Origin of the sequence: uncultured Vibrio sp. (assembly GCF_947488985.1) — a bacterium.
Lineage (GTDB): Bacteria > Pseudomonadota > Gammaproteobacteria > Enterobacterales > Vibrionaceae > Vibrio.
Window position 1 is genome coordinate 1 of record NZ_CANLBV010000090.1, and the last position, 16,028, is coordinate 16,028.

Genomic DNA, 16,028 nt, shown 5'->3' on the forward strand with positions numbered 1-16,028 from the left:
AGTACAGAATCTTCGTCAATGGTGTATGACGTTGGACCGGCAACAGGTGGATCATTCACCTCAAGAACGTTAATACCTGCCGTTGTCGCGTCGGTCGCTCCCTCTTCATCAACCACAACTACATCCAGTGCGATTTCACCACTGAAATTTTCGTTTGGAGAGAAGGTATAGGTGCCGTCACCATTGATTTCAAGAACACCATCGTTACCACTGTAAGCCACACTATCAATGGCTACTTCACCTTCGATGTCCGAAGAATTCGCTAGCAACTGTTCGTTACTGATGGTGATGGAGTTGTCTTCATGAACTGTGTAAGACGTGCTACCCGCAACCGGAGCATCGTTCTCTGGTGTCACACTAACATCAATATTGGCTTGAACCGTATCCGTTCCATCTGATACATCAAAGCTGAAGTTCACGTCGCCACTAAAGTTCTCGTTTGGCGCGAAGCTGTAGCTGCCATCACCGTTATCGGTCAGCACACCATCAGCGCCCGTGTAGGTCACACCTTCAACAGACAGATCGTCCCCATCAACGTCAATCGCACCGGCAAGAAGGTCGGCATCAGTGAAGATAAGTGTGCCATCTTCCTCTATTTCAAAAGCTTTATCTTCAGGAACAGGCGCATCATTAATAGGACGCACTGTTAGATCAATTGCGCTACTAACCGTTTCTTGACCGTCACTGATATCAAAAGTTAGATCAAGTTCACCATTGAAATCTGCAGAAGGGACAACGGTGAAAGTACCATCACCATTATCTTGAACCGTTGCATCGGCACCGACTTGAACGTTTGAAGCAACAAGATCATCACCATCAACATCACTTGCATATTCGAGTAATTGTTCTTGAGTAAATGTGATGGCTCCATCTTCGTCCATGATGTAAGCAAGGTCTTGTTCGACCTCGGGTGCATCATTTTCATTTTCTACTTTGATTTTGAACGTTTCGCTGACTGTTTCCGAATCAAAGTCATCTTCAACTTCACTTGTTGCCTCTTCGTCAGAAGCTTCAACTTCAACGGCAAAAGTTTCTTCTACAGTTTGAGAATCTAAGTCATCAAAACCTTGTTGCTGATCACCCGATTCAGACTCAGACGAAGATGAGCTTGGCACAGCAGACGTTGTCGCCGCTTGCCCCTGATCTTGGTTGCCTTCAGCATCAGAACCACCATCAGAAGCTTCAACATTATCGCCACCGACAGCCTGTGCGCCAGCACCTGCACCACCGCCACTACCTGCGGCATTGTCCGAACCTACATCAGCAGCGGCACCACCAACGACATTAGACAGAGCGGCATCTGAATCACTGCCGCCTGCAGACTTTTCTTCTTGAACTGCACCACCAGAAGCTGCTGTATCTTCCGCGCTGCCTGCGCCACTTGGGTTATCTTCCAAGGCTTGGTTTACTGCATCTACTGCGTCTGTATTTTCAGCACCCGTCGCTATCGTCGACGCTATTGTGTTTTGCTGATTTTGCTGGTTCTGCTGCTGGGAGGGCGTACCCGCGTCATTCGTATCCGTTTGTTCTACCGCGTCATTCAGATCTTTATTTTGGTTGTTTTGATTATTTTCGCCTGCCATTACAGCCTCCGTTGCCAATAGCTAACTGATCGTATTTAGAGGCATTAAAGGACACCATTTTGGAAAACCAAATTTTTATACAACTTTTTTCATAAATTTTTTATATAAGTAAAAAACCAAAAAAAAATTGAAAACATGCTTTAAAGATCCTTATTTATTGTCATTAAAGTAATTTAGGCAGTGGAAGTATGTTAAATACGACAAATTTGTTGCGTTCCATCGATAACAACCACAAAGGGCTGCAATTGCTGCTGGGCGATTTTTACCATGACTTTTCAGATGCCGCCATAAACATAGAGATGCTAAATAACGAGTCTCATTATGAAGAGTTAAATACCTACGCTAAGAAATTGAAAACCATATTAACCCTACTATGTGATCAAGACCTTCCACCTAAAATGGCCAAGCTAGAGCATCTAAGTAATCATCGATTCCCCGTACCTGAAAAGCTATTGGAGGATATAAAAACTGATCTTCAAAACGTCAATCGACAAATCAATCACTTGCTAAACATTGAGGAAAGCGTTGATGACAAGTTATAGAGGTGGATCATGAGCAATAATCAAATTGAACATCACCTTAGAAAAGCACTCATTTCAAACACTCAAGCATCCGATGTCACAGCTGATGACACCATAGTGCTTGCCAGTGCTATGACCAGTGTTCACAAAACATTGCTCATCATCTTTCTACTCGCTTTGGTTGCTATTGCTGTTGCGTCACAAGCTCGCATTGATATCGTCGTTTCCGTGCGTGGTGAATTGCTGTTGGAATCTGATGTCGAGAAGGTTCAACATCTAGAAGGTGGCATTCTAGAGGAGCTACTGGTTAGAAAGGGCGAGGTCGTTTACGAAGGCCAACCTATCGCACGAATACGCTCACTCGATCGCAATACGCAGCTCGATACCGTCAATATTGAAATTATCCAATTAGAGCTCGACAAAATCCGTTATGAGAGCTTACGTGACATGATAGAACCCGACTTCTCTGATTTCATTGAAACGTACCCTGAGCAAGTACAAACCCACATGAACACATGGCAACAAGAATTCTCTAAAAACCGATCGAACGAAGAGCTCATCACTCATGATATTGAGCATAAAAACTCTCTAATTAGCTCAATGCTAAAACGTAGAATCAGTTCAGAAAACCAACTTTCCCTGATTCGTAAGCAACTCAACATCAAAAACACACTTTATAAGGAAGAGATGGCTTCTTACGTAGACGTTCTTGGTATGCAGGTACAAGAATCCAACATGGTTCGTGAGATTGAAAATCTTGATGAGTCCGTAATGAATGAGCGCTTTCAACTCGATAAGTTAGAGAAGCAACATCGAGATTTAGTTGAAAATCGTAACTCTGAGTACCAAGCGCAAATTATTCAAGCGAACAAAGATCTTAAGATCAAGCGAATCTCCCAACCACAGCACTCCGACAAAGTTGACCGTCTGGTCGTCTACTCTCCGGTCGATGGCGTAGTTGACAAACTACACTTTAACTTCCGCTCTGCCGTGATACCACCCGGTGAGAGCATAGCCGATATTGCGCCAATCAATAATTCTCTACATGGAGAAGCAAAAATCCCACGTAAGGACATGGGGTTTGTTGAAATAGGTCAGGCTGTGAAAGTCAAAATGGATACCTATAACTTTGCCAAATACGGGTTTATTGAAGGGACTATCGCATCAATTAGCCGCTCCTCTTATGAAGAGGAAGACGCCGAGTTCTACTTAGCAGAGATTGAAATTGACCGAAATTTTCTCGAACGTGGAGGTACCCAATACAAGTTATCACCTTATATGGAATTTACCGCAGATGTTAAGACCGGCTCACGTCGGGTGATCGAATATGCCGCTAAACCTGTCATGTCAGCCATCGAAGATGCATTCGATGAGAGGTAGTCGATGAGCGGAAAACCTACGTACAATATTTCCGTACCAGCCCTGCGCCTCAGTATGTTACTTAGCGTGATATTGGCCGCACTCGCTCTCTATTTGTACCTGTCCTGGTCAAAATTGGACTCTGTCGCCCACGTACAGAGCGCTCCATTGCTGATACAAGCTGAGAAGCTTAATCAGACCATAGAACTCGATATTATAAACTTGCTGCACTGCTTAAAAACTGACGGTTGTATTACCAACCAATTTGACCTTGCTAATTTGAAAAGTGAGGTAGATCAATTCAGATCTTTAGCTTCTTTGAACAAAACCGAGTTTAGCTTGGTCGGTGCAACCGAATACACACAACTAGAGTTGGCAATTAATCGCTTTTCCGACAGCCCTAAAGGCCGTAATGATGTCTTGGATCTGTACCTTTCACTGACAAACAACTACCTGCAGATGGACGACAACTATCGCAATATGTTCAATAACCATGCAAATAGCTTGATGTCCGAAAAGAACGAGTTCTTTGTGTGGTTGTTTTGGGTGGTCATGATGTTGGCTGTGATCACTATCATGTCTAACTTAATCGCGATGTTTAAGCTCAAAAAGTCCAGCTCTAACGAAAGAGAGATCGATCATGAGTTTAACACGCTCTATCAAGAACTTAAGCAGTTGGATTTGCAGCGCTTAGAAGAAATGCTTAACGAAGTGAGCATCAACCCTAAACAGCGCCAGATCTACTCTCACCTCAAGTCAATCTTCAGTAAGTTAGAGGATCAAAAGCGAAGCAATGATCTTTACAAGCAATTGTATGCGCTCATCGGTTATGAGATTCGTGGAATCACCAACACCATCAATGGTGGTGTACAGTATTTAGTTCAAGAAACAGACGAGAATGGCGTACTGATGGCACAAGACATCACCTCAGCTTGCAATACCCTATCTGAACTGGCAGAGAACTATAACCGTTTGATTTCTCAAGGAACGGAAAGTAAATCGAAAGAGTTTTCGCTTCTGAACCTTCTCTCTGAATTGATGATTCATATCAGTGCTAAAGTGCAGCGTAATGAGGGTCAACTCGACTGCTTTATATCCGATAATTTACCCAATCGCGTGCAAGGTCAATCCACCAGCTTGTTTTGGATACTGTTTTTACAAATGTCTAACGCCATTCAGCTCAAATCGAACAAGAAGTTATTCGTCACGATAGAATCCGGCGCGGCCGCTGATATGGAGAATACGCGCGTAACCATCAACCTTAATTTCCTTTCAACGCTAGATGTGGCAGTAGCAAAATTGAATACGCTCCATTGGACTGCTCACAAAAATCACTCTAATAATAGCGATGATTTAGCAAAAAGTGTTTTGAAAGATTATGGGTATTACGAGAGTCACTGGTATCAGTCGGGGGCTCAAGAACGTTTTCAGATAGAGCTCGATCTTAAGGCCAAAAATTTCCACACTGAGAAAACTCGCTTCGATGGCAAGCGTTTATTGCTGTGTGCCAATACACAAGTTCGTATTGATGTTATGAAGAAAATGTTGGTGAACTTAGGGCTTGAGATTACCGAGATTCGAACCGCCAACGAGTTGTTTTCGGCGGCTAAAACCTTTGGTGAATACGACGCGATCATGTTGACTGACACTTTCGAACCCAACAAGTTACCATCGCTGAGCAAAACGGTTAAGTCACAACTTAAAAAACACCCAAATACCAAGCTTCTTCTATCCGTAGCCAATACTCAGCATGCACAAGAGTGTCATAGCTTTGTCGATAAGATCATTAATTCCCCAGCAATTCCCTATGAGTTTATTCCAAATTTACTGACGATTATGGAAGCGGAAGCGTCCGAAGAGCAAATGGAGAACAGCTCATTCCTTATCGTGGAAGATGATCGTGTTCAACAAATATTGCTCAAACGCATCCTAACCAAACAAGAGTACGAACCCGAGTTGGTTGGCGACGGTGCCGATGCCGTTAAGCACTTCATGGACAAACGCTCAGACATTATTTTTATGGACTGCATCATGCCGGGAATGGGTGGTATTGAAGCGACAAGGAGAATCCGACAGTTTGAACAAGAAAATGAGAAATACCCTTGTACCATCATAGGTGCAACGGCATTGACCAGCAGTAATGAACATCAGGCTTGTATCGAAGCTGGTATGGATTACGTGATCAGCAAACCTTATAAAAGCGACGAAATCATCAAGGTGATCAACAAGTATGTGGCGGTACAGAAACTTAACTAGCAGCATGTTGGCTGCACTTGCACTTAGCACGACACCTTCAGCATCGGCAACCACCCTGCTTGAAGCGGTTCAGCTCGGCCTAGAAAACAGCCTTTCCCTCCGTGCCAGTAGCAAGGGTGTTGAAGAAAACGAGTACAACATTGGTGTAAGTCGTTCAAAGTTCCTACCTTCTCTGAATGGCTCTGCAGACACAACATGGAACCAGAATGAAACCTTATTAGCGACCATCCCCGATGAGACATCGAGCTACAACTCAAACAGCTATAGCCTGTCTCTTTCGCAGTCCATCTTCAACCTTGGTGACATTTTTAAGTACGGTACGGCAAAACTCGACTTTAATATCGAGCAAATTAAGCACGAAAATAAAACCCAAGGCACCATCTCTGAGATCGGTTCTAAGTATTTTGAATACTTAAAAAACAACGCACAGATAAAGGCTACACTGGTCGAGCTAAAATCCTCTGAGACTCGTGAACATCAGATGCATCGTAACGTAGAGTTAGGTAATACTGCAGCCAGTGAACTATACGAAGTGATCGCACAAAGAGAAGGGGTTGCGAACAGGCTAAGGACGTTACATAAAGATCGACGCATCATTATTAATGAACTCGCGATACAGGTTCAATATCCAGTCACTCCTTCGCAAGATATATACGAAAGTGTGCCATTAAAAGAGATAAGCGAAACCGAACAGCGCACCATAATGGATCAAGCATTAACGCTCAATAACGACTTATTAGTGGCGAAAAAGAACGTCGAAAGAAGCCGTAGAAGCTTAAAAGAAAGCGGTTCAAACTTTCTGCCAACGGTCTCTCTTTCCGCCAGCTATCGTCACGATGATGCCAATAATTACGATCAATCCGACATCACTGCGACCGGAGAAAGTAACTCCACCAGTGTAGGATTGAATTTGTCCGTGCCGATATTGTCTGGGGGTTCGGACTACTATGGATACCAGAAATCATCAACAGCGATAGAGCGAACCGAGCTGCTATACCAAGACTCTCTTTACAGCACACGTAACAGTATCAACACCTCCATCCTCAACATTAACGACTTTTCACAATCTATCAGCAGTTTTGAAAACATCATTCGGGCCAACTATGCCTCTTATAAAGGGATTCAGAGGGCATACCAGTTGGGTACGCGTACTATCACGGATCTACTTGCTGCAGAAAGTAAATTGTTTAGCGCCTTAAGAGACTACGAGAGCGCACGCTATGACTACATCATAGAAACCATCAAGCTAGAACAAATTAAAGGTGTGCTTTCCATTCAATCAATTGAAACCATTATGCGATTAATGAGCGATATCGAAGGTCGAGATAATCAAGAGTTAGTGCCCAAACACCTTCTCTCGACGTCGGCTTTGAGAAAAGGAGCGAGTAATGCAAACTGAGCAATTTTCTCAAAAAATCAATATGGCAGATAAATGCTATCTGACTTTTTCAACAATAATATCAACCCTATTTGGTTTGGTTTTGCCCTTCTCGATTCTGATCATTTTCGACCGCGTTTTACCTAACCAAGCTCAAGACACTCTATACTTACTGTTCGCTATTATTCTGATTTCTATTGTCCTCGACTACCACTTAAAAAGTCAGGAAGAGAAAATCTCTTCGGTCATCATGAGGCAGTTTGAAAGCAATTTAACCAACAAAGTATTTCAATCGATTTGCTTAGCCGATATTTCGAAGTTCCGACGTTTAGAGCCTGGTGAATATTTAGAACGCATTGCAACTATCCCAGAAATTAAAGCCTTTTTTGGCGGAGAATCCGTTCGAGCCCTAATCAACCTCGCGGTGAGTGTGTTAACTATCCTCATCATTGGGTTAATTAATATATGGGCCGGTATCACCCTGTTAATCGCCTCAGCTGTCTTAGCTATTTTTGCCTATAGCCTTTCTAAACAGAAAATTGGTAGCTTGCAAAACAAGTCAGATATCGAGGGCTTAACCACCTCAAAAATCATTGAGATCATCTCTAGCCCACTTGATATCAAAGCACGAAATATGGAATATCGAGTCGAAAGCTTGATGACGCAAATGGTCGAAGAGCGCGAGGTTGAGAATATTAAATATGAACAGATCGAATCCAATTTCAGCTTGATATTGGCACTGATCCAACAACTTTCCATTGCCTGTGTTGTTGTCGTATTAGCAACAGCGGTTATCAACATGGAGTCCAGCCAAGGTATCATGGCCGCGATCATCATGCTCACCAACCGTTACTTTGCTCCTTACCAACAAGTAATGCGTACAGCCAGTCGCTGGGAACTCAATAAACTCCACATACAGCGTATCGCTGAACTGCTTGAACTCGCAGCTTCTGTTGAGCATCAGCATGAGACTACAGAGGTTGAGCGCATATCGGTTAAGTATTCTGACAAGCAACGAATTGAGTTCGAGCGCGGTCAAGCATATTTGTTAACTGGTAAAAGTGGTGCGGGTAAAACCCATCTAGCGAACTGTATCACTCGGCAAAATCATGATAGTAAACTGAACATAATGATCAACGATACACCTCTTGATGATGTTAACTACAACGTTTGGCGTAACAGTGTGTTAATGGTAGATAAAACCAGTTCGTTTGTCGAAGGGAGCATCATTGATAATCTAACTTGCTTCCGGCCAAGCTTGAATAACACCGCATTTGCATTATGTGAAACCATGAATATTAAAGCCCAGATAGATGCGCTTCCTGCCGGCTTTTACACGGAACTCAAAGGTCACGTGCGCAACCCATTTTCACGCCAAGTAGGCTATGCCTTATTATTGGTTCGTGCCCTACTCGCCAGTAAACGCGTGTTGATATTCGATGACATTGATTGTGTGTTTGATGATGATTTCGCTCGAATGGTGTTAACCAGTACTGCTTACCGTGCTAATGACAAAATTCTTATCATCGCCAGTAACAAGATGGACAAACTTAACCACCGCCTCAAACGTGTCAAACTCACCGGAGGTGACCTATGAGTATTCTCGTTGACTTCAACAATGTACCACAGCGTGTCTTAGATTTTGAGGCGAGTGGATATGAAGAACGTTACAGTCAATCACCTCTAATTCGCGGCTTAGCCTTTACTCTGATCGCCTTAGAGTGGGAAGGAACACCTGCGATTCTGAGCGACGCTTTTATTCCAAAACCAAAAGACAGCGATAGCTTTAACGCCACCATTGAGCGCCTTGGATACCGTTGTGACGTCACTAAACTTAAAACGCTCGAGAACATAGATAAGCATCCCCACCCATGTTTTATTGAGATTGAAAACCTCAGCGCTATCTTTCTGGGAACAAAAGATGGCAAGTTGCTTTTGTTTGACTACACCAACAACAACACCATTGAATTCCCAATGTGTAAAAAGCCTTGTCTGCTAATTTCAATTAGTGAGTATTCCCGCTTATTCCGCGAGCCACCACCAGAGTCTCAAGATCGCAGTAACTGGATAAAATACGCTTTCTACCGTTACAACAATGAACTCAAGAGCCTAATTATTCTAAGCTTTGTTATAAGCTTACTGGGTGCGTTGCAGCCTTTCTTTATCATGAGTGTCTATAACTACGCTCTCACTTCAAGTTCTGAAGCGACACTCTATTGGCTCACCTTGTTTGCGGTTATTGTTGGCTTTTCCGAATACTTTTTTAAGAAGATGCGAGTTAACATCATCGCGACTTCCGGTAAAGATCTCGCTGTCCACATATCACAAGCCGTGATATCTAAACTCCTATGGCTGCCCTATGCCATGACATCCACTGCTGGGGTCTCTTCCCAGCTAGCACGTTTGAAAGATATTGATACCTTCCGCCGCTTAGTTACCGCAGAATCAACGTTAAGCTATTTCGACATGCCTTTTGTGATCGTCTTTATCGTCGCCATTGCACTCATGTCTGGTACAGCTGCGCTAGTGGTCATGAGTGGCCTGATATTGATGTTGGTATTCTGTGTTTACTCTCGCTATATCTATACGCAAGCTACATCCAAAAGCTCGCGTGCCAATGCGATGGTATCTTATCAATGGAATGAGATCCTTCGCGGAATTAAGACCATTCAAGGTCTTCCTTTGTTGCGCGTAATCCAATCTCGGTTTAGTGCTTCACACACGCAAAGTACTAACGATTCCGAAAATGTCGCCGTCACCAACAGTAAAGTTCAGGCCGCAGGTGGGGGGTTGATTCAGGTCATTGGTACTGCCAGTATCGTGACAGCAGTCGTTGGAGTAATGGAAGGCACCTCGGATGCAGGTGCTATGCTTGCAACCGTAATACTAGTTTGGAAAGCACTTGGGCCCATCATGGGCATCTATAACTCCATATCCAAGTTTCAATCCATCAAGGCTTCATCGGCGCAGATAAACAATTTGATGGCGATGAACGATGACAAGCTTACCCTAGAGAAAAGCCCTCCTATTCGTCTGTTTCAAGGGAGTATTATTGGCAGTGGGGTCAGTCACCGTTACACAGGTGCTGCGACAGGTCTAACAAACCTTGGGTTCAAAATCCCACCAGCCGCAAAAGTGGTGATTTGTGGCCCAACAGGTTGCGGAAAAACCACCTTAATTTCGATTATTGCCGGGTTGGAAGATCGCTACCAAGGTGCCGTCTCCGTTGACGGTTACAACATCAAGCAGTTCAATAGCTATCGCTACCGTACATCGATTAACTATATCCCTTTTAACCTGCACATTTTTGAGGGCTCCTTAGAAACCAACTTTATTCTACACAACGGGCTTATCCCCACAGAGAAGATGCAAGAGATCATCAGCTTCTTTGAATTAGACACATGGTTACCTGAAGGCTTAGCGACACAATTAAGCTTGGATAAATGTAAAAACCTGCCAAATGGGATTCAGCAAAAATTACGTTTGGCGCTGGGTTTAGGTAGCTGTGAGCAATCTCTGATCATCATTGATGAACCCTTCAACGGCGCTGAGCAAGAAAACGTACAGTACTTTAATCGCTTATTCTCCGATAAATTGCTAAACAAGACCGTGATTTTTTCGACCAATGACCCGGGGTTAATATCCACTTCAAACATAAGTTTAGTCCTAGAGCCCGATGGTAACTTGAAATACTTTGGCTTAACCGACAAATACTTAAACAGTTTAAGCTAGAAGCGAAACACCACTAATTACCAGTCTATTAGCATAGGCAAGAACAGCATCGATTTGATCGTAAGCTACCGAATCCCAAAAAGTTTTACCTAGAGCACACTTTCAATAAATTTATCATTTAAAGATGTTCAATTGACAATCATTACTCTACTGTTTTGATATAAAACAAGTTGGATGGATCCTTTTATGACAATCGCAGCCTGGAATAACCTTTCAGTCAAACATAAACTCTTTGGCTTAGTACTACTTCCCATTTCACTACTACTTTTCCTTGCTGGTAGACAGGCGTATATATTGACGACTCAGTTGACCGATTTTGAACGCACCAATCAGTTATCAGTTTATATGCAAGGTATTTCTACTTTGTACCGTAGTACACTCGACTATAATCCTCACGAGTTTGCGGCAAAAAGTTCGCAAATAAAATCAGAATTAACCGACCTATCCCCAATCATTTTTCTAAACGCTTCTGATGATATGAATCAGCAAGTCTCAGACTTCAGCGAAGCCATAATATCAACGATGGAGGCGGCAGATAACTACGATAAGTTAGATGCCCTTGAGTGGCAAAGTGACTTATACAAACAAATGTTGTTGGACATTGAAAAAGTCCCATTCGAAAACACCAAGCGCGCTATTCAGCAGCACCTCACAGCATTACAACAAATTGAATGGTTAATGTTTTGGTCTAATGAGGAGTTCAAATTAAGTACCTCACTGATTGAGATTTTCCGAAATAGACAAGAATATGATCCTGAGCTCGCAGATCAAATCAAAACCTTAGGCGAAAGACAACAACTGTTCTTAGAGCGCTTTGTTTCATTAAACGCCAGCGAACGTCAAGTATCTTTGATGGTCGAGGTATTTAGAAATGATGTATTTGCTCAAAGCCAAGAAATCAGAAGCGCATTACTTGACGAGAACACAATCACCCAATTGAATTCACAAGAAATTTCGGTCGGGTTAGAAGCCATGGGAGCAAGACTGAGCTTATTACAAAGTCTCGGCAACGTGATTAAGCAAGAGTTCCAATCTGAGGTAGAGCAAGCCATAAGTGCCGCTCAAATGCAGCGCACGCTGTTTATTTCAATTGTCGCTTTGCTGGCCGCAATTGTGATGGGCTTAACCTTAAGTTTAGCGAGACAAGTCACGAATAACCTAAACTTAGTGCTGAACTTTTTGAAAAATGAAAATGATGCCGTTCGTCCTTCTTTGGCTAAACTGGTTCAAGGAAAAGACGAAATCAGCCTGTTTGCCCAGCAAGTCGAACGACTGACGATTGAGCGAGAGTTAGCACAAGAAAGATTAACCATCGCGAAAGAAGACGCTGAAAAAGCAAAAGATGACGCGATACAAGCCAGTAAAGCTAAGAGTAGCTTCTTAGCAAATATGTCCCACGAAATCCGTACCCCATTAAATGGGGTGATTGGTATATCCGAGATCCTGTCTGATACACCACTTACCGCAACCCAACGTGATTATGTAGATACCATTGAAACCTCTTCTCAGCTGCTACTCAGCTTAATCAACGACATCTTAGATTTCTCTAAAATTGAATCTGGTATGTTATTAATCAGCCCTCATTCTGCTTCTATTAGAGAATCGATCTACGACATTGCATCGATTGTTGCGCCAAAAGCCAAAGAACAAAAAATATCGGTTAATGTCGATATTAGCCCAGACACGCCCGCTCGAGTGATGGTAGACGATCACCGTTTAAGACAGATCTTAATGAATTTCATGTCAAATGCCGTGAAGTTTACCGCCAAAGGTGGTGTCACCTTGTCAATCCAAACGCTAAGCAAAGCAGAAAGCGATGTCACAATTAGGTTTGCTGTAAGAGATTCTGGGATTGGTATCGACAAGCAGCAACAAAAACAGATATTCGAACCTTTTGCTCAAGAAGACGATTCAACCACTAGACAATTTGGTGGCACAGGTCTTGGGCTTGCAATCAGTACCCAGCTTGTCGAACTGATGGGAGGACAAATCCAGTTAGACTCAGTCAAAGGAGAAGGCAGCTGCTTCTACTTCGACTTAGAGCTAGGTGTTGATTTACTCAAACCTAAGCCGAGCAAAGCAACCGCTAGCATTTATATTTTGGGGCAAGAGAACACGCTTATTCAACGCATAAAAAGCGATCTAAACCTTTATGGACTTGAGGTGACTCAAACGACGAATACTGTAGACGTTATCACTAAGCAGCTAGCAGAAAAAAATCACAACAAGCCCACCACTGTGATTTTTGCTGAAGATGATGCATTCCTAGTTAACGACCATCTCGGTAGCCTGCAAAACTTGCAGAAAAACGGAGCGACTATTTGTCTGATTCGTTCATTTTTGAGCGAACCTATTGCGTTAGATGTTGCCGACTGTATCACAACTCAAGTTTCGCAGCCCCTACTCGGTATTCGCTTAATTAAAGCACTTGAACTCTGTGATAGTCAGGGTATAGCAGTGCTGTCTGAAGCTAACCAGCAAGCTCCAACTGTTCAGCATAAAATACTGATCGTTGAAGACAACAAGATCAATCAGAAGATTGCTGGTCTTCACGTGGGAAAAAGCGGCTACGAATTTGAGTTTGCCAATAATGGCCAAGAAGGTGTAGATATGTTTAACGCCAACCCTAATTACGCAGCCATATTAATGGATTGTATGATGCCAGTTATGGATGGCTTTGAGGCAACCAGCACCATTCGACGGATTGAAATTGAAACAAAAGCAACTCGTCGTATTCCCATTATTGCATTAACAGCCAGTGTCATCGATGACGATATTCAGAGATGTTTTGACGTTGGGATGGACGACTATGTGCCAAAACCATTCAAGTTTGAAGTACTGAAAGAGAAACTGCTCAAAGCCGTTGAAGCGATGCCAGTTCCTATGGCTTATAACACTCATAACAGCCAGCCCGAACAAAGTACGTCGCCAGTAACACCGATTAATGACAAAGCCGCTCGGATCACATTACCAGAAGAAGCCGAACCAATAACCATTGCGAGCAAATCTGAACGAATTCTGTTAGTCGAAGATAACCGGGTAAACCAAAAGGTCGCGTCTCTAATGTTGAAAAAGGCGGGTTACACCTTTGAAATTGCAGACAATGGGCAAATTGCCGTTGATATGTACCAGAACGACAATAGCTTCGACATTATTTTAATGGATTGCATGATGCCGATTATGGATGGTTTCACCGCAACTAAGGAGATTAGAGAACTCGAAAGAAACCTAGGCTTAAGCAAAACTCCTATTATCGCGTTAACCGCTAGCGTTATCGATGATGATATTCAGAAGTGCTTTGATTCAGGCATGGATGGTTATGTCGCCAAACCCGTAAGAAAAGAGAAACTGTTCCATCAAATAGAAAGTGCAACTTGTTAAGAGAAGTCCGTGGATTGGAGAAAAACAATGGATTGGAGAAAAACGATGAAAATGCTCCAGCATAGAGCTCTGCTATCAGCAGTAATTGGGATACTAGGAAGCCTACTGCTTTTTAACCCAGCCTATGCGGCGGAAGAATACGCCATATACTCTTTAGACCCCGAGTTTGAGGAGATTACAATTAATAAAGCAAGACAACTCTATAGAGGGAAGGCCAAGCGCCTGAATGGCAAGCGTATAGAATTGTCTGACTGGCCAGAAAACAGCGCTGAAAGAGAGAACTTTTACCAGCTATTGCTAGGAAAAAATACCGCTCAGATGAATGCCCACTGGGCTGGAATATCCTTTTCAGGGAAAGCGCGTTATCCAAGAGAAATAGAATCACCTTCGGCAGACAGTTTAGTTGCATGGTTAAATGAGAAACCAAACCGTATCGGTTACTCCCCACTCTCTTCAGTTCCGCAAGATGCCAATGTTCTCTATATTATAAGTTCGGAGAAATAATATGAAAAAAATAATCACGTCAGTGCTATGCGCTTCAATCGCCTCTCCGGTCTTCGCGGTAATTGAACTTACCGATAACTTTTCTCTAAGTGGCTTTGGCAGTACTTCTTGGGCGAAATCAGACAACGAACAAGCTTTAGATACTAACCGTAGATTTAAAGATGAAAGTTGTTTCGACTGTGATACCACGTTTGGGATCCAACTCGACTACTATTACAATTCATTTAGAGCCTCAGTCCAGGTCGTCAAAGCCCCTCAATATGATTGGAGTGACCCACAGCTAGAGTGGGCCTATTTAGGGTATGAAGTGGGCAACTTCGATATCAGTGTCGGCCGCTTGAGGTTACCGATATTTTTGGCGTCTGAATACTACTACGTTGGGCAAGCCTACATGACAGCAAGGCCCCCTGTTGAGGTATATAACAGTGTGTTAGGCATTACCGCATTCAATGGCGTTAAAGTTCGGTGGTCTCATGATATTAGCGACAGCAACAGCCTAACCCTATCCCCGTTCATTGGCATTAAAGATAATAATGATGTCGACTTCGACTCGATGACAACGTTGGAATTTGAGACAAAAAGCATGATTGGTGTCAATATGCAATTGACCGGCGACAGCTACCGCTGGAACTTATCTTTCCTAGATTCAGATTACGATCTAACCAGCATTACCACAATTCCATTTCTTCCTGAGTCTATCCGAACGGAACAACCTAATCAGCAGATCCAACTATGGTCGTTAGGCACGGAATACGAATTTGGAAAAGCTGTCTTTTCTAGTGAAGGTCAAATCAGTGACTTATCGTCATCCATGTACGCGAGCCTTGGCTACCATATTGACGTGTTCACGCCCTATGTCGTTTACGGAGCTGAGTTTGATGAGCACGAACATTTGAGAGGAAACAGCTACCTCATTGGGGTCGATTACGATGTACTGCCGAATGTTTCAATAAATGGTGAGGTACAGTACTTCGAAGCAAGACCCTCTAGAGGTAGAGGCAGCTTTGTCGAAACACCAACCGACGATACCGATGCGGTACTTTACACCGTCATGTTGAATTTCGTGTTCTAATCTAGAGTAAATATAAACTCATAGTAAAAAACCCAAGGCGCACATAACCTTGGGTTTTTTATGCATATGATACTCATCTACTAGTCATGGTAAGAACGGCTCAGAAATAGTGTAGGAAAAACCTTGTGAACAAGGCTAGGGCGTGTTGATCTTTGCTGTACATTCCGTGTTCAACAATACATCGGTAGCCACATCAACATGAATGCCAGCGATAGCATGCTGGCATAATTCCTTTCTAACTT

At 43.0% G+C, this 16,028-nt stretch carries 10 protein-coding genes; 9 read left to right on the forward strand and 1 reads right to left on the reverse strand.

Features of this window, described 5'->3' with window-relative positions; genetic code table 11:
- Window positions 1-1,583 (reverse strand): cadherin-like domain-containing protein (locus Q1A70_RS15825; RefSeq protein ID WP_299693665.1); only part of this gene is annotated, 1,583 nt, incomplete at its 3' end.
- A 188-nt stretch (window positions 1,584-1,771) separates the two neighbouring features.
- Here Q1A70_RS15825 and Q1A70_RS15830 point away from each other — a divergent pair.
- The 9 genes from Q1A70_RS15830 (at window position 1,772) to Q1A70_RS15870 (ending at window position 15,786) form a co-directional block, all read left to right on the forward strand.
- Window positions 1,772-2,125 (forward strand): hypothetical protein, encoded by a 354-nt coding sequence (locus Q1A70_RS15830; RefSeq protein WP_299693668.1) that lies wholly within the window; start codon window positions 1,772-1,774, stop codon window positions 2,123-2,125.
- A 9-nt stretch (window positions 2,126-2,134) separates the two neighbouring features.
- Window positions 2,135-3,484 (forward strand): HlyD family type I secretion periplasmic adaptor subunit, encoded by a 1,350-nt coding sequence (locus Q1A70_RS15835; protein WP_299693671.1) that lies wholly within the window; start codon window positions 2,135-2,137, stop codon window positions 3,482-3,484.
- Window positions 3,485-3,487: 3 nt separating this feature from the next.
- Complete coding sequence (locus Q1A70_RS15840; RefSeq protein ID WP_299693676.1) at window positions 3,488-5,719, forward strand: response regulator; 2,232 nt, start codon at window positions 3,488-3,490, stop codon at window positions 5,717-5,719.
- On the forward strand, window positions 5,694-7,118 hold the full coding sequence (locus Q1A70_RS15845; protein ID WP_299693679.1) for a TolC family protein: 1,425 nt from the start codon (window positions 5,694-5,696) through the stop codon (window positions 7,116-7,118). Before Q1A70_RS15840 ends, Q1A70_RS15845 begins: the two co-directional genes overlap by 26 nt.
- The gene (locus Q1A70_RS15850; protein WP_299693682.1) at window positions 7,108-8,694 is read left to right on the forward strand and encodes an ABC transporter transmembrane domain-containing protein; all 1,587 of its coding nucleotides are present in this window, start codon (window positions 7,108-7,110) and stop codon (window positions 8,692-8,694) included. The genes Q1A70_RS15845 and Q1A70_RS15850 overlap by 11 nt, the downstream gene beginning before the upstream one ends.
- Complete coding sequence (locus Q1A70_RS15855; protein WP_299693687.1) at window positions 8,691-10,829, forward strand: ATP-binding cassette domain-containing protein; 2,139 nt, start codon at window positions 8,691-8,693, stop codon at window positions 10,827-10,829. The genes Q1A70_RS15850 and Q1A70_RS15855 overlap by 4 nt, the downstream gene beginning before the upstream one ends.
- A 186-nt stretch (window positions 10,830-11,015) precedes the next feature.
- The gene (locus Q1A70_RS15860) at window positions 11,016-14,210 is read left to right on the forward strand and encodes a response regulator (RefSeq protein WP_299693690.1); all 3,195 of its coding nucleotides are present in this window, start codon (window positions 11,016-11,018) and stop codon (window positions 14,208-14,210) included.
- Between the two features lie 27 nt (window positions 14,211-14,237).
- Window positions 14,238-14,714 carry a hypothetical protein gene (locus Q1A70_RS15865; protein WP_299693692.1) on the forward strand — a complete coding sequence of 159 codons (477 nt, stop codon included), beginning with the start codon at window positions 14,238-14,240 and terminating at the stop codon, window positions 14,712-14,714.
- 1 nt (window position 14,715) lies between these two features.
- On the forward strand, window positions 14,716-15,786 hold the full coding sequence (locus tag Q1A70_RS15870; protein WP_299693694.1) for a sulfate ABC transporter permease: 1,071 nt from the start codon (window positions 14,716-14,718) through the stop codon (window positions 15,784-15,786).
- The last annotated feature ends 242 nt before the right edge of the window (window positions 15,787-16,028 follow it).